A 15,638-nucleotide genomic window follows, 5' to 3' on the forward strand; every position below is an offset into this window, starting at 1 on the left:
CGGCGGCTGTCTGTCACTTGATCTTGACGGGCGTTGGCATGTCCGTCGCCAACGTGTCGCCGACGACGACCTTCTTCTTTTTCGCGGGCTGCGGGTTTTCGAGGATCGACACGGGCGCCGAAACGGTAACAGCCGCCACGTTGCCTACGTTTCGTGCCGTGCCGGCGACCACCGCCGCGATGCCGGTTCCGACCGAAATGTCGGAATCGGTCAGCGTCTGGCCGGTCGCGAGCCGCGTGCCGATGAGCTGGACGATCTCGGGGCTTTCCGCGAACTTTCCGTGGTGCAGACCGTCCTCGGACTTCACCTTTGTCAGGTCGATGGCGGTGATGCCGGCCTTTTCCAGCTGGCTGCGGTAGGGCTCTGCCGACGGGTCGATGGCGCCGAGGCGCGAGACGTCGCCCGAGATGAAGCTCGAAAGCGCCAATGCACGGTCGTCCTGCGAAACGAAGATCGTGAACTTCGGCCGTTTCTTGCCCATCTCGACGAACTGCTTGGCAAAGACGTCGAGGTCGATGTCGGGTGAGGCGAGGATGACGTTTTCGATCTTCGACGGCACGTTGCCGTCGCGAATGCCCATTTGCCTGAGCGACTCCATCGTCAGCCAGGTGCCCATGGAATGGGCGAGAATGGTGATGCTCTTGACCTTCGGCGCATCGGAGAGCTTTTTCAGAATGTCTTCAAGCGCCGTGCGCGAATAATTCGTGCTTTCCTTGTCGTAGTTGTAGTCGAACACGTTGGCGCGCGACGGCCAGGTAAAGAGGACCGGCGTTGCCTGGACGTCCGAGTCATGGACGATCTGCGCAAGCCTGTACACCGAGTCCTCGTAGCGGTTGTTGAAGCCATGCACGAAGACGAAGGCATTGCCGCCGACATCGTGCTGCACGAACCAGGATTTGGCCTCATCGAGCGTCCTGAGTTCACGCACGCGCGTGACGGCGAATTCCTTGGCCGGATCCGGCGGCAGCTTCTTCGGCCATTGCACCGTGCCCGATTTGCGCACCGTCTCTGGCGGGATCGAGACCGCGACGTCGGTGAGGAAGGTGTTTGCATCGCGTTCGCCGGAAAACAGCGTTGCCGGATCCCCCGAGGGTTCACGTGTGGTCGCGACAAGCATGTCGACCGTGGAGGCGCCCGGGACCGGAGCGCTGAGCGCGACAGGCGCCATCACCCCCTTTGCATGGCCGCCGCAACCGGCGAGCACTGTCAGAAGTGCGATCATGCAAACTGTCATATTTCCACGTCTTGCAGTGCTGCACGCGGACGTACGCAAACTCCACTCAAGCATTGACTGTCCCCGGAATACCCAACCCCATGCCCCATCACACAGCGCTTTCGCGAAGGGAAGATGACAACACTCGGAGCTAATATGCAAGCGGGCAGAGGTTGAAGGTTCGCGACCAGGTTGCTGAGAGGGAGGGATGTCGCGTTCGATGTGTATCGAAACGCGACATTCGGTTTTGCCTTGAGCAGAATGCCGGGAGCATCTTTTGTGCGTTCGGATGAATGCCCGGCGCTCTAGTCTGCGTTGGTAGCCAGGGCGGCAAGGATCGCGTGAACGGCCTTGATGCGCTCTGGGTTGGGGAAGTTCCGGTTTGCCAGCATCACGACGCCAATCTTCTTTTCCGGCACGAAGGCGACGTAGCCGCCGAACCCGTTGGTTGAGCCGGTCTTGTTGTAGAGCGTTGCGTCATCCGGACGTTTCGGCGGGTTGTGAGCGGTGACGGAGTGGGTATCTAGTGCCATTGTGCGTGAGTTTCCGTCCAGTAGCCTCTCTAACGAGACCGGATAGGGATACTGCTCCCATCCAAGACCCTGGACCATCTTTCGCGTGTCAAAGTAGCCGACATGCGTCCCCTCGATGGCACGCCGAACGGTAGTGTCAAACCGCGTTGGATCGATATTGGCCTCGACGAAGCGTATCATGTCGGCCGCCGATGACTTTACCCCATAGGCTTCCGCATCGAACATGCCGGGATTGACGCGGATCGGCTTGTCCGCCTTGCCGTAGCCCCAGGCGTAGCTGCTCATCGCGCTCTTGGGAACGGTGACATAGCTCTGCTTCAGGCCGAGCTTTGGGAACAGCTCGGTTTCGAGAACCTTGCCGAAGTCGCCGCCCATCGCCAGCGCCGCGACGTGGCCGAATAGACCAATGCTCGGGTTGGAATAGCGACGCTTCTTTCCGGGGGCGGCTTCGGGCTTGAAGGTGGTGAAATAGGCAGCCATGTCGGCGTCACTCTTGACGGCATCTGGAAACTGCAGTGGCAGCCCGCCGGCCGTATAGGTGGCGAGATTGAGAAGCGTCGCCTTGTCAATCGCCGAGCCCTTAAGAGCGGGCATGTATTTGCTCGGATGGTCGTCGAAGGAGAGCTTGCCGGTGACCTGCGCATAGACCCCCAGTGTCGAGGCGAAGGTCTTGCTGATCGAGCCCAGTTCGAACAGCGTGTCCTCGGTGACCGGCGCTTTCGTTTCCCGGGAGCCGACGCCGTAATTCATGAAGTAGTGCCGACCGTTGACGGTGACGGCGATTGCCATGCCCGGCACCTTGTGCTCGCGCATGATCGGGCGGACCGCCTTGTCGGCCGCAGCACTTATGCGCGCCTTCTCCTCGTTTGCGGCAAACGCGGTTGCTGCAGACGATACGAGGATTGTAGTAGCAAGGCCTAATCTGATTGACGTCATTCTATGCATTCGATGTGTTCTTTCTCGATCTGTACATCAGGTGCACGCCCACAAGTCGGGGAGAGGCGCACGGGCGATCAACAGGACGAGGCAGACCTAGGTTGCCGGGTGCCTTGGCGCAAACGACGATATTTCGCGGGAGCCCCAAAAAAAACTAAGGCGTGGCGGAGGCGAACCACATCGCCCCACGATCGAGTCTCACCCAACGAAGACGATCGACGGGAACCGATTTCCAAGTGGAACGTTGTCATTACTGTCTCTCAGGGGTAGTATTCGGCCGCGGTCCAGATACCCTTTCTATCCGGATGCCCGATTAGTCCTTGAGCGAACTCAGCTCGATCAGAACAGTCTCTCCGCATTGGAGAGCCATACTCCGAAGCTTATTTACATTTGACGCCACTCAATGGCGCCTCCGCCGATCTCTATTGCAATCAGACGGCCATATTGGAGGATAAAATGAGCAAGCAGACCATAACTCTCATTCTTGCCGGCGCCCTGGCCTTGTCCGGGTGCCAATCCGCCTACGTGTCCAAGTCGGGCCCGACCGGCAACGAATTCGGCTGCATCGCCGGAACCGTTGGCGGCGCGATCGTCGGCGGCCTGATCGGCTCGACCATCGGTTCGGGAACCGGTCAACTCTGGGCCGTTGGCGGCGGTGCGACGCTTGGCGCGGCAGCCGGTAACGCGCTGACCTGCCGCTACTATTGATCGTGGAAGGTGCGGGATGAGAAAAATCGTTCTTTTGAGCTTGGCTATTTTCTGCCAGGTCGCGCCGGCGGTTGCGCAGCAACAGGCGTCGACCATGAACCAGGGGCAGATGAGTGCGCTCGACAGCAACAAGGACGGGGCGGTCGACCGGTCCGAATACGAAACCTTCATGACGGCCGCCTTTGCCAACCTGGACAAGAACAAGGACGGTAGCCTCAGTCCCGACGAGACCAAGCAGGCGCTGAATGCTGAACAGTTTGCCGCCACCGACACCAACAGTGACGGCAAGGTCAGCCAGAAAGAGTTCCTCGATCGCGTCATGGCCGACTTCAAGACCGCCGATCGCAGCGGCGACGGTGCCTTGAAGTAACTGCTGAGGGGTCTGAGGTCAGGCGGATCCAGCGGCCGGCAGCGATGCCGACCGCGTTTTCGCGATTGCCGCCCCAGCGGTTGACGGACCGCGCCAGACGGGGGGGTGCAACAACCTGTTCTCCTGCAGGGTCATAGTTCAGTATCCGCGACTTTATATTCCCAAAACCGGCAGAATAAGATCAATCTGGCGATTGCCTTGCCGAAATACGGTAGAATTCGGCAAGGATTTGCAAACGCTGATGCTGCGAGCACTCCTGCGTTCGTGCGATTTTCGATTGCATTTGTTTCTGCTTATGCAAACTGTAGCAACGCTGCAGATCAGAGGAGTGACTATGTTCCATCGACCTCGTTCCTTGTGCGCGCCCACATTGGCGCTGCTTGCCTTGCTCAGCGGTTCATTCGCGACGACAGCCGTCGTCGCCCAGGAGCAGGCGACCGCTGAGGCGCCTGCCGATGAAGCGCCCCAGCCGCTCAGTGAAGACGAACTCGAGGTGCTCGTTGCTCGCATCGCGCTTTACCCCGACGAACTCGTGGCGCTGGTGACGTCCGCGTCGCTTTATCCGCTGCAGGTCGTCGAGGCGCAGCGTTTCCTTGAAGATTCGAAGACGAAAAAGGACCTGAAGCCGAAGGACAGCTGGGACGGCAGCATCGTTTCGCTGTTGAACTATCCAGAGATCGTCAAGATGATGAGCGACGATCTCGACTGGACGCAGGCTCTGGGCGACGCGCTCGAGTACCAGCAGAAGGATGTTCTGGTCGCTATCCAGCAACTGCGCGACAAGGCCGTTGCCGACGGCGTGATCAAGTCGGACGACAAGGTGGTCGTCAAACAGGAGAACGACAATGTCGTGATCCAGGCGGCGAACCCGGAAAAGATCTACGTTCCGCAATACGAACCGCAGATGCTTTACGATCCGGGCTACCAGCCGGCGCCGATCGCCTATTATCCCGAGCCCTATCCGAGTTACTACTATCCGACGGCGACGTTCTTTGCCGGTGTCGTCACCGGTGCGGCCTTTGCCGCCGTCGTCGACTGGGACGATTGGGGCGTCTGGGGCGGCCGCTGGAACGGCAACGACATCGACATCGATTGCAACAATTGCTTCAACAACATCAACGGCAAGGTGAAGTTCAACGATATCGACTGGAAGAATGTCGACCGCAGCAAAATCAGCTTCGACAAGAACCAGTTCAACAAGATCGACCGCACCTCGATGGAGCGGGACTTCAAGTCGGTCAAGGGCAACAACATCTCCAACCGGGCGAAAGCCGTGCGCACCGATCAGATTGGTTCGGTGTCGAACAGGGCTTCAAACCGGATCTCGGTAGACGATGTGCGCAAGAGCAAGGTGGATGCGCGCCAGCGGGAAAACATCGGACGAGGCAACGCGAACCTTGGCGACCGCAAGCCTGGCAACCAGATCAAGCAGAGACCTGCGGGCGACAAGATCGGCAACGCCAGGCCCTCAGGCGATCGCCAGATCGCCAAGCCGAAGCCGGGCGGCAAGATCGAGCGTGGCGGCGGCGGCAAGCCGTCGGCTCTTGGCCAGGTGCAGAGCGGCCGGGTGACCAAGGTCCAATCGGACCGCGGCCGGCAGGCGCTCGGCGGCGGCCATCGTGGCGGTGGCCAGCCGCACCGCGAGATCCATCGCGGTGGCGGCGGCGGACGGCATCGATAGAGCAAAGGAGGAGAATGAAAATGATCAAGATCGTACGCAATCTGCTCCTGTCCTCGGTCGCCGCGGCCTTCGTTGCCGGAGGTTCGTCCGCACCCGTCTCGGCGCAAGAGCCGACTACGCCGCTTTCCGACTACGCAGCCCCGACGGATCCGCCCGTGTTCGACACGCCCGAACAGGCCATCGACGCGTTCAAGGCGGCCGTTGGCTCCGGCGATTTCGACAAGCTCGCCAATCTCGTGGGTCTCGATGCCGCCAAGGCCAAGGCGAGCGACGGCGTCATGGATGCCTACGCCGACATCCAGGCGGGTGTGAAGAAGAAGGTGGTGGTCGAGGACGTCGAGAACCGCAAGGTGCTCGAGATCGGCGACGTGCTCTGGCCCTTCCCGTTCCCGATCGCCAAGGGCGACGACGGCAAGTGGGCCTTCGACACCTATACCGGGCTTGAAGAGATCGCCAATCGCCTGGTGGGGCGCAACGAGCTCGACACCATCGCAACCGTCCGTGCCTATGTCGAAGCACAGGAGGAGTATGCGCTTGAGGATCACGACGGCGACGGCGTTCTCGAATACGCGCAAAAGCTGATCAGCAGCGAGGGCAAGACCGACGGGCTTTACTGGCCCGCTGCCGACGGCCAGTCGCCAAGTCCTGCCGGCGAGGCGCTTGCCGACGGCGCGGTGCTCGCCAGGGCCCAGGCTGGCAAGGGCTATTTCGGCTATCGCTACCGTGTGCTGACGAGCCAGGGCGACAACATCGCCGGCGGCAAGTTCGACTACATCATCAACGGCAACATGATCGCCGGCTTCGCGCTCGTCGCCTGGCCGGTGCGGTACGGTGCGACGGGCGTTCACACCTTCGTCGTCAACCGCAACGGCACGGTCTACCAGGCCGATCTCGGCGACAAGACCGAGAGCGTCGCTCAAGGCATCCGCCAGTTCAACCCGAACGACAATTGGCAGGTCGTGGAGGACTGAGGTTCATGAGCGCCGCGGACCCGGACAAGACGCCTGGCAGTGACACGGCCGATGCCTCTCCGGCCGCCCGGCAAGGCAAGATCGCCGAATATCTTGCGTCCCACGGTGGTCCGTTCTTCGAACTGCAGGCCCGGCTGAAGCTGTTGCGCGCCAATGCGCTACAGTCGGGCAAGCGGGCCTTGCTCTTCGTTGCCCTTGCCTGGGGCATTCCTTTCCTGCTCGGTTTGCCAGGCAGCTTGTCGCTTGATCACAGCCAGGGTGCGTATCTGACGGATCCGGGCGTGTGGGCAAAGTTCTTCATCGCGATTGCCGCCTTCGTGCTGGCGGAACAGCAGGTCGAGCGCGGTCTGCGCATCAAGCTCGGACAGTTTGCACGCGCGCCGCTGATCGCGCCGACGTCGATGCCGGCGGCGGCGAGCGCCATTTCAGCGGCGCTGAAACAGCGTGACTCGCGCTTGGCCGAACTGGTCTGCCTCGCGTTCGCCGCACTTGCCGCGCTGCTTTCGTTCCTCAACTTTCACACGACCGAGGCGTCGTTCTGGGCCGTTCAACATACGGCCGAGGGCAACCACATCACCGCCGCCGGCTGGTGGTCGATTTGCGTCAGCCTGCCGTTCTTCGTCTTCCTGTTCCTGCGCGGTGTCTGGCGGCACGTCGTCTGGGCGCAACTCCTGCGAAAGATTGCCCAGCTGGAACTTCGTCTCGTCGCAGCCCATCCCGATGGCAAGGGCGGGCTCGGCTTCCTGTCGCAATATCCGAACGCCTACATGTTCTTCGTCTTCGGCATGAGCGCTGCGATCGCCGCCGCCGTCATGAAGCATCTGCTGCAGGAAACGCTGTCGATGACGACCTTCAGCATGATCATGAGCGGGTGGCTGGCCATCGTCATCGCCTTCTTCGCCTATCCCTTGTTGGCCTTCTCGAAGCCGCTCGCAAAACTGAAGGAAAGCGGGCTCTTGATGTTCGGCGTACAGGCGACGCGCTTCCAACGTGCCGCCGAACGCAAGGTGCTCGGCCGCAATGTCGCCGCCGATGCCGGCCCGGAGCCGGACGAGGAGATCGCTGACCCCGGCAAGCTGTTCGATGCGACCAAGAAACTCTCGACCATGCTCATCAGCCGCGATGCCGTCATCCCGGTCGCCGCAGCGGCCCTCATTCCCTTCGCTGTCGCCGGCGCGACGAGACTGCCCTACAAGGAAGTGTTTTCGGTGCTGAAGAAGCTGTTGCTGCTGTGAGAGCAGGTTCGCAGAGTATCCGTTATCATGCTCAAACCTGCCGCTGGATTAGTGGTGATCGCTATGCAGCCTACTCGGAGTCGCTGATATCGCCGTTTCAGCTTGTCGGTTCGAGGTCGAAAGTCGAAACGCTTAAATACTGTTCTCTTTTGAGCTGCGTCGAAAACTTCGAGGCACCTTTCACATTGTGCAAAGCGCTTAGGTTGAGCGCGATAAAGTTGTGATTATCTTAAATTGAGCATTTCTTGATTGTGGCTCGTCAGCTACTTTTGCCTTGATAATCAAGGAGTCCTGACTTTGCGCATCGACACTCTGTTGATCTCGAACTTTCGTGGGATTGAGCAAGCTGAGGTACGCGGGGCAGGTGACACTATCATTATCGCCGGTCAAAATGGTTCAGGTAAATCTTGCGTCTTTGATGCGATACGACTGCTAAAATCGGTTTATGGTGGATATCATCAGAACGAATGGCAAAATTGGTTTGGCGAGTTTCAAGTAAACCCCAATAGTCGCGGCGAAGAATTGCGGGGTTTTTTCAATAACCCTGAAAAGCCAGTCCTGATCGATTGCTATTTCAAGCTCCGCGATAACGAGAAGGCCTTCATTAATGCGAACGCTGCCTCGCTGTTAGAAGAAAGCGTTTGGCGAATGTTGTTGCCTGAGGCTTTTCAGTGGGGTGGTTACCGAATGGCGATGTTCGCGGCCCAGTTTCGCGAGAGACAGCCCGAAGTAGCTGAGCAAGTAGCGCAACAGCTACCAGAACTGCTGTCGGAGCTTGGACAGGAAGCAGTCATTGGACACGTTGAAATGCAACCTGGGGGTAGGCTCCAGCTGAATCAGTCGCGTCTTCTGTCGGCGATCTTCAGCAATTTCCGGCCAAAGGACCTAGGTGTCATCGATTATCATGGTGCTCAGAGGCACTATGGTCGCGAATTGGTTCAGGGTATCAATTTGAATCTGGAGCAGAATAGCCAGACCTATAGTCAGCACGCTCTTTACAACTACTCGAATAAATACGCTAACGTCAAAAGTGAGATGGCGAGTGGATTTATTCGCGAACTATTAGCGGAAAAAGCTGGTCAGATGGATGCCAGTGAGCGTGGGCTCACTGAAACGCTGAAAGAGCTTTTCACTACTTTCTTTCCCGGCAAGGAATTTCTTGGTCCCACTCCAACGAGGGACGGGAGAGTGGAGTTTCCCGTGAAAACGGCCAATGGAAATGTACATGATCTAGATGAGTTGTCCTCTGGAGAGAAAGAAATATTATACGGTTATTTGCGTATTAGGAGCTCTGCCCCAAATAATTCGATAATATTGCTAGATGAGCCGGAGCTTCATCTCAATCCGCGTCTGATACGCAATTTACCTGAGTTTTACAGGAAGCATCTCGGGGAGTCGTTGAATAACCAGCTCTGGTTGGTAACGCACTCGGATGCATTGCTTAGAGAGGCAGTTGGCAAGCCCGGCTTCAACGTATTTCATATGTTTCCCTGCGGACAAGACGGTGGAAAGGGGCAGCTTCGCGAATTGAAGGCTTCTGAAGACCTGGATTTAGCAATGGCCGACCTCGTCGGAGACCTTGCAGCCTACAAACCCGATGGCACAGCCATTCTATTTGAGGGTGGGGGCGACACTGATTTTGATCAAGGCATCGTCGCGCGACTGTTCGCCAAAGAAGTTGCAGGGATTAACCTCTTGTCGGGAACGAACAAAGCGCGCGTTGAAGCACTCCACGATGTCCTCAATCGGGCATATACAAAGGGCGACTTGCCGATACGCTTCTTCGCAATCACCGACAAGGATGCGGATAACAAGGAGCCTCCCAAAGGTCTCAGGCGCTACCAATGGGACGTCTATCATATTGAGAATTACCTGCTCGAGCATGACTATGTTGCGTCGGCTGTGAACGCAGTTGATCCAGCGAGACGGTTGGACGCCGATGGCGCGCTTGAGGCGTTGCGGCTGTCTGCGAGGAAGGTGGTTTCGAAACTTCTGCGGCATCGTATGCGCGAATACGTTAATACCCACATGGTGCGGTGTATCGACTTGGGCTTTGATCCGGCCGCCGAGGAAATCGCGGGGCCAATTGCAGAGGCCGCCAAACGCTCGTTGGATCGCCTGGAGGCAACTTCGAAGAGGGAGTTGACAAAAGATGCGCTCTTGTCGATGCAGGACGAGTGGAAATCCGAAATCGAGCAGGCATTCGGCAATGGGCAGTGGAAGGCAATGCTGCCGGGGCGCGAGATACTTAAGGCCTTCGTTGACGATCAGCGTCTTCCCATCCCATATGAGGCGTTGAGAAATCTAATCGTTAGCAAAATGGTGGATGCCGGATTTCAACCGGCGGGGATGAAGGCAGTAATATCGAGCATTGTTGAGGCTAGCGCTAAAGCGTAACGGCAGCCGGTGCGTGTCAGCTGATGCTGCGGTATGCGTTCTTCATGCCGTCTCTGTCGGTCAGGCGCCTGTTGTTTTGGGCCAACATTCCCCGTGGGGTTCTCAGTCCCCTGTTAGGGAAATGGTGCCGCTTACGTGACTCGAACACGTGACCCCATCATTACGAATGATGTGCTCTACCGACTGAGCTAAAGCGGCCCTGAGGCGGTTCCGCGGGTGACCGCGGAACGAATGTGAGGCGCTGATAAACGCAAAGCGCCGAGATTTCAAGCCATCAGTTGCGAGAACTTGAAAATTCCTTGTTGGCAGCCGGAGCGGGGGCGGCATGCAGGCCGAGGCGGGTGCGGGCGGCGTCGTATTCGCGCTCGAGCCGGTCGACCATGCGGGCGACGGAGGTGACTTCCTTGACCGCGCCGATGCCCTGGCCGCAGCCCCAGATGTCCTTCCAGGCCTTGGCGCCCTCGGTCGCCTGGGCAAAGTCCATCTTCGAAGGGTCGGCTTCCGGCAGGTGTTCCGGATCCATGCCGGCCGCCGTGATCGAAGGCTTCAGGTAGTTGCCGTGAATGCCGGTGAAGTAGTTGGAGTAGACGATATCGGCGGCGTTGCTGTCGACGATCATCTGCTTGTAGGCGTCGCTGGCCCGGGCTTCCTCGGTCGCGATGAAGGGCGAGCCGATATAGGCCATGTCGGCGCCCATCGCCTGGGCCGCCAGGATCGCGCCGCCGGTGGCGATCGCGCCGGAGAGAAGCAGCGGCCCGTCGAACCAGGAGCGGATTTCCTGGATCAAAGCAAAGGGAGAAAGCGTGCCGGCATGGCCGCCGGCGCCGGCGGCGACCGCGATCAGCCCGTCGGCGCCCTTGCGGATCGCCGAATTGGCATGGCGGTTGTTGATGACGTCATGCAGCACGATGCCTCCGTAGGAATGGATGGCGGCGTTGACCTCGGGCACGGCGCCAAGCGAGGAGATGACGACCGGAACCTTGTACTTGATGCAGAGCATCAGGTCCTGTTCGAGCCGCGCGTTGGACTTGTGCACGATCTGGTTGACGGCAAAGGGTGCCGCGCGCCGGGTCGGGTTCTTGGCGTCGTGATCGGCCAACGTTTCGGTGATTTCGGCCAGCCACTCGTCGAGCTGCGATTGCGGGCGGGCGTTGAGTGCCGGGAAGGCGCCGATGACGCCGGCCTTGCATTGGGCGATCGTCAGCTGCGGATTGGAGATGATGAACAGGGGCGCGCCGACAACCGGCAGTCTCGTCGTTCCGGAAAGAATTGGCGGAAGCGGCATCGGTTTCTCCATCCCTCGATTGGTCGCATCAAATTTTGACGTTTGCGTAAACGTCAAAACAGATAGCAGCAAGTTGGCGGCTTGCAAAGTGCTGGTTTGGCCGTCTTGTCGCCGGCGGTCCCACGCCAATCGCGGGCGCTGCGCGGCGTTTTCCCCGGCCTTGGCCCGCCGACACGGCCGCCGGGCTTGCGGATTTTCAAAGCAGCGGTTACGCAATTGTTAACAAAACCAACGGCGTGCCTCCAGATTTAACCGTTAGGCCCTTGCGGACAAGTCGAGGAGTACCGATCAGCTGCGGCATGCCGGCAGGTCCAAAGCCCTGCCTACACAGAAGGATTTGATGTGAGCGGACTTGAGACTGCGATCAGAAATGCGCTTGAGCGCTCCGATCGCGCCAACGCGGAAACGCGGGCGCGCATTTACCAGTCTGCCCGTCAGGCGCTCGAAGCGGGGTTGCAGAAACAGGGGATCGAGGACGGCAACGTCATCGCCCAGCAGCGGCATCGGCTGGAAGCGGTCATTCACGCGATCGAAACGGAGGAGAGGGCGGCCCTGAGGGCCCGACAGCCAGCGCCTCCAGTCGCCAGTCACGACGATGCTGTGCAGGCGCGCGCATCCGCGCAGCCGCGTGTCGAGCCGCAAGTTCAGTCTCAGCCCCAATCTCAACCTCAGTCCAAGCCCCAGCCTCAACCGCAGGCGACCGGTCGCCGCGAGCCGGGATTTGCGAGCGACGCACCCCGCCAGCAAGCAAGCGACAGCGGGCTTGGCAGTCTGCGCGCTGACCGGGACGGACCGGTGGTCTCAACGCGCGCCGCCACCGAAAGTGGTGCGAAAACGACGGAAGCCGCCGGTGTCGCGCCCGAAGTCCGCGGGGACACGGGTCGCAAGCGCCGACGCAAGCGCAGCCGGCTGCTGTCCTTCACCATGGTTGTTGTCACGCTCGCCGCAGCGGTGGGGGCCGCCGTCTGGTGGGTGCAAACCAACGATCTCCTGAAATCTGCCGCCGAGCGCGATACGAATGTCGCCAATCCGCCGGCATCAGTTGCCTCGGAAGATTTCGACGGCGCGGCCGGGCTGCAAACGCTTGGCGCCCAGCAAGGCTTCACCGGGGATTGGGTGGAGGTCTTCACGCCGACGAATACGGCTTCAGTTGTTCCGGGAGCAAACGCGAAGGCAGAGCCGCTGGATGACGAGGGCGGTCGGCGCGTCCTGTTGACCTCGTCGGTCGGGGAAGCCGAAGGCGACATCACAATCGAGATCCCGGCCGAGGTCCTGGCGCAGCTTTCGGGTAAAACCTCGACATTGGCGCTGACCGTGCAGGCGCAGCCGGGCAAGACTACCGAGTTTGCGGTCGAGTGCAATTTCTCCTCACTCGGCGAATGTGGCCGCCACCGTTTCACGGTGCACGACGAACGGCTCGACATGTTGTTCAAGATCACCTTCGACCGAAGCCTGGCGCCGAATTCGCCCGGCCAGATCGTGATCAACAGCGATATCAGCGGCGAAGGCAAGAGCCTCACCCTCTACGCCATCCGCGTTCTGCCAGGGCAATAGGCCACGCCAGATTGCGGTGTTTTCGAATGGCGGCGCGCGGGGTTGAGCCCCGCGGTCGTGAGGGCCTCGTCTACTTTAGGAAGCCCGGCCCGGAGCCGACAATCTTGTCGTCGATCTCGCCGATCGCGCCCTTGTCTTTGCCTTCATAATCAAGCGAAGACAGGATGTGGCGGATGAGATTGATGCGCGCGCGTCGCTTGTCGTTGCCGCGCACGACCGTCCAAGGCGCGTGGTCCGTGTGGGTCGCCTTCAGCATCTCGTCACGCTTGGCGGTGTAATCGTCCCACTTGTTGAGCGCGGCGATGTCCATCGGCGACAGTTTCCAGATCTTCAGCGGATCGTGACGGCGATCGTGGAAACGCTTGAGCTGCATTTCTCGGCCGATATTGATCCAGAATTTGAAGAACTGGATTCCCTCGTGCACGATCATCTTCTCAAATCGCGGCGCCTGCTTGAGGAACTGCTTGTGTTGATCGGGCGTGCAGAACCCCATGACTGGCTCGACGCCGGCCCGGTTGTACCAGGAGCGGTCGAACAGCACGAACTCGCCCGCCGTCGGCATGGTCGCGACATAGCGTTGGAAATACCATTGCCCATGCTCGGTCTCGGTCGGCTTGGTCAGCGCCACGACGCGCGCCCAGCGTGGGTTGAGGTTGTCCATGGTGGCGTGGATCGCGCCGCCCTTGCCGGCGGCGTCCCGTCCTTCGAACAGCGCCATCATGCGCTTACCGGTCTTTTGCTGCCAGAGCTGCACCTTGACCAGTTCCACCTGGAGGGCCTCCAGTGTCTCCGCATATTCGTCTTCGTCGAGCTTCTTCTTGTAGGGGTAGTCGTCGGACGAAAAGGCCTCGTCGTCGATCCATTTCGGCAACTCGGGATTGTCGATGTCGAAGACACGGTTCTTGCCGCCGATCGAAAGTTCCACCGCGCGGGTTTCGATGTTTTCCGCGCTGTCACCTGACGCCATGTGCTCGCCCCTCCGGCTTGGCGCACGGGTCCGAAAACCGGCTTCGATCATCGGAGGATCATGCGCGTTTTCAACCTTTGTGGGCCTCAACCCCTCACCGAAAGCGGGTGGCGTGCGAGGCCCGAATTCTTTGGAAGAGGCCACAATTGCATTGCGGATTCAAGCGGGTCGTGAAAATCATGTCATGAAGCATCGCTATTTCTCGGTCATTTAGGTCCGGGAGGAAGACGAAGTGATTCATGAGGATGTCGAGGTGGACGGTTCGAAGGCGTTCTGGCGGGACCTGGTGCCGCGACTGAAAGCAGAACGCTGGTTGCTGAGCCTCACCCTGCTTTTGGCCATCCTTGCGACCTTCGCCGGCATTCACTTCCTCATCGTTCTGCCTTTCTGGATCGTTCTGGTTGCAGCGCTGCTCAATCGCACCGCGCCGGCGTCGGTCATCCTGAGCCCGGCAAAGACCGTGGCTGCAGCGGGGCCGGCAAACGACCCGCTCGCACCGGCGCTGAACGCGCTCGATATGCCGGTCATCGTGGTGGCCTCTGACGAGACCGTCGTCTTTCAGAACGTCGCCGCGGAGAAAGCCTTCGGCACCATTCCACCGAACACCTATCTGGCGGCGCGCATCCGTTCGCCTGGTATCCTCGACATGGTCCGCGAGACCATGGCGACCGGAAAGGCCAACCAGATCGAGCACACCGAGCGCTTGCCGTCCGATGCCGTCTACGTCGTGCGGGTGGCCCCGGCGGAAATCGGCGGCGAAGGACCTGCGCGCCGCATTTTCCTGATCACCTACCGCGATATCTCGCAGGCGCGGCGCATCGACCGCATGCGTTCCGACTTCGTCGCCAATGCCAGCCACGAACTGCGCACACCGTTGGCGTCACTGCGCGGGTTCATCGAGACCTTGCAGGGCCCGGCGCGCAACGACTTGAAGGCACAGGAGCGGTTCTTCGTCATCATGCACGAGCAGGCCACCCGCATGAGCCGGCTGGTCGACGATCTCCTGTCACTTTCGCGGCTGGAGTTGCGCTCGCACATCGCGCCGGACGATCCGATCGATCTCGTGCCGCTGCTCGGCCATGTTCGCGACAGCCTATTGCCGCTGGCAAGGGATCTCGATGTCACGGTCTCGCTCGAAGTGCCGGAGAATCCGGTCGTCGTTAAGGGGGATCGCGACGAGTTGATCGAGGTCTTCGAGAACCTGGTCGAGAACGCCTGCAAATATGGCCAGGAAGGCAAGAAGGTCGACGTGACCCTGCGCGGCGGCGAGGGGACGGAGGCCGAAGTGATCGTGCGCGACTATGGGCCGGGTATCCCCGCCGAGCACGTGCCCCGCATCACCGAGCGGTTTTATCGGGTCAATGTCGAGGCCAGCCGCTCGAAGAAGGGCACCGGCTTGGGGCTTGCCATCGTCAAGCACATCCTCACCCGCCACCGCGCCCGCCTTCTCATCCATTCCGAGGTGGGAAAAGGGACGACCTTTACGGTGCGGTTTTGATATATTGACGAGGGAAAACCTGGGGCCGTTCATTTTCTCTTAGTATTTTCAATGACATGAGATGTCATAAATGTTTCGTCGAACTGACATAAAAGGTGTGGCCATCGGCGGCTAACTAGGGGCAGCCGATGAGACGGCGAAGAGCGCTGCAACGCTTGGCGCACACCAACACAAGCCCATTCCGGGAGAACTTTTATGAAAGCTCTTAAACTCACTGTCGCGGCTCTCGTCGCGTCCGTCGCTTTTGCTGGCGCCGCCGCCGCTCGCGACCAGGTTCAGGTCGCAGGCTC

General features: G+C 59.9%; 12 protein-coding genes and 1 tRNA gene. 8 read left to right on the plus strand and 5 right to left on the minus strand.

The annotated features are described in order from the left end of the window. Positions 1 to 13 precede the first annotated feature (13 nt). Both VGO04_RS32090 and ampC read right to left on the minus strand, forming a co-directional pair. Positions 14 to 1,222 carry an alpha/beta hydrolase gene (locus VGO04_RS32090; RefSeq protein WP_327500034.1) on the minus strand — a complete coding sequence of 403 codons (1,209 nt, stop codon included), beginning with the start codon at positions 1,220 to 1,222 and terminating at the stop codon, positions 14 to 16. Positions 1,223 to 1,518: 296 nt separating this feature from the next. Then, the gene (gene ampC, locus VGO04_RS32095; RefSeq protein ID WP_327500035.1) at positions 1,519 to 2,691 is read right to left on the minus strand and encodes a class C beta-lactamase; all 1,173 of its coding nucleotides are present in this window, start codon (positions 2,689 to 2,691) and stop codon (positions 1,519 to 1,521) included. Between the two features lie 447 nt (positions 2,692 to 3,138). Between ampC and VGO04_RS32100 the strand changes: the two genes are divergently transcribed. From VGO04_RS32100 to VGO04_RS32125, 6 genes are all read left to right on the plus strand, one after another. Further along, complete coding sequence (locus VGO04_RS32100) at positions 3,139 to 3,390, plus strand: glycine zipper 2TM domain-containing protein (protein ID WP_065773500.1); 252 nt, start codon at positions 3,139 to 3,141, stop codon at positions 3,388 to 3,390. 16 nt (positions 3,391 to 3,406) lie between these two features. Continuing rightward, the gene (locus VGO04_RS32105; RefSeq protein WP_327500036.1) at positions 3,407 to 3,760 is read left to right on the plus strand and encodes an EF-hand domain-containing protein; all 354 of its coding nucleotides are present in this window, start codon (positions 3,407 to 3,409) and stop codon (positions 3,758 to 3,760) included. Between the two features lie 334 nt (positions 3,761 to 4,094). Then, the gene (locus VGO04_RS32110) at positions 4,095 to 5,441 is read left to right on the plus strand and encodes a DUF3300 domain-containing protein (protein ID WP_327500037.1); all 1,347 of its coding nucleotides are present in this window, start codon (positions 4,095 to 4,097) and stop codon (positions 5,439 to 5,441) included. Positions 5,442 to 5,461: 20 nt separating this feature from the next. Then, positions 5,462 to 6,412 carry a DUF2950 domain-containing protein gene (locus tag VGO04_RS32115; RefSeq protein WP_327500038.1) on the plus strand — a complete coding sequence of 317 codons (951 nt, stop codon included), beginning with the start codon at positions 5,462 to 5,464 and terminating at the stop codon, positions 6,410 to 6,412. Between the two features lie 5 nt (positions 6,413 to 6,417). Next, on the plus strand, positions 6,418 to 7,647 hold the full coding sequence (locus VGO04_RS32120) for a hypothetical protein (RefSeq protein WP_327500039.1): 1,230 nt from the start codon (positions 6,418 to 6,420) through the stop codon (positions 7,645 to 7,647). A gap of 297 nt (positions 7,648 to 7,944) precedes the next feature. Continuing rightward, a complete protein-coding gene (locus VGO04_RS32125) occupies positions 7,945 to 10,044 on the plus strand; it encodes an ATP-dependent nuclease (RefSeq protein ID WP_327500040.1) in 2,100 nt (699 codons plus the stop codon). Positions 10,045 to 10,166: 122 nt separating this feature from the next. On the opposite strand, the gene VGO04_RS32130 is transcribed toward VGO04_RS32125, so the two are convergent. Next, positions 10,167 to 10,242: transfer RNA gene (locus tag VGO04_RS32130), tRNA-Thr, on the minus strand. 76 nt (positions 10,243 to 10,318) lie between these two features. Further along, positions 10,319 to 11,329 carry a nitronate monooxygenase family protein gene (locus VGO04_RS32135; protein ID WP_327500041.1) on the minus strand — a complete coding sequence of 337 codons (1,011 nt, stop codon included), beginning with the start codon at positions 11,327 to 11,329 and terminating at the stop codon, positions 10,319 to 10,321. Positions 11,330 to 11,671: 342 nt separating this feature from the next. Here VGO04_RS32135 and VGO04_RS32140 point away from each other — a divergent pair, with 342 nt between their 5' ends. Further along, the gene (locus VGO04_RS32140; RefSeq protein WP_327500042.1) at positions 11,672 to 12,883 is read left to right on the plus strand and encodes a biotin transporter BioY; all 1,212 of its coding nucleotides are present in this window, start codon (positions 11,672 to 11,674) and stop codon (positions 12,881 to 12,883) included. Between the two features lie 70 nt (positions 12,884 to 12,953). On the opposite strand, the gene ppk2 is transcribed toward VGO04_RS32140, so the two are convergent. Beyond that, on the minus strand, positions 12,954 to 13,850 hold the full coding sequence (ppk2, locus tag VGO04_RS32145; protein WP_327500043.1) for a polyphosphate kinase 2: 897 nt from the start codon (positions 13,848 to 13,850) through the stop codon (positions 12,954 to 12,956). Between the two features lie 232 nt (positions 13,851 to 14,082). Here ppk2 and phoR point away from each other — a divergent pair, with 232 nt between their 5' ends. Beyond that, complete coding sequence (phoR, locus tag VGO04_RS32150; RefSeq protein ID WP_327500044.1) at positions 14,083 to 15,348, plus strand: phosphate regulon sensor histidine kinase PhoR; 1,266 nt, start codon at positions 14,083 to 14,085, stop codon at positions 15,346 to 15,348. Positions 15,349 to 15,638 lie beyond the last annotated feature (290 nt).

This window comes from Ensifer sp. (assembly GCF_035999185.1).
In the GTDB taxonomy this organism is placed as follows: domain Bacteria; phylum Pseudomonadota; class Alphaproteobacteria; order Rhizobiales; family Rhizobiaceae; genus Ensifer.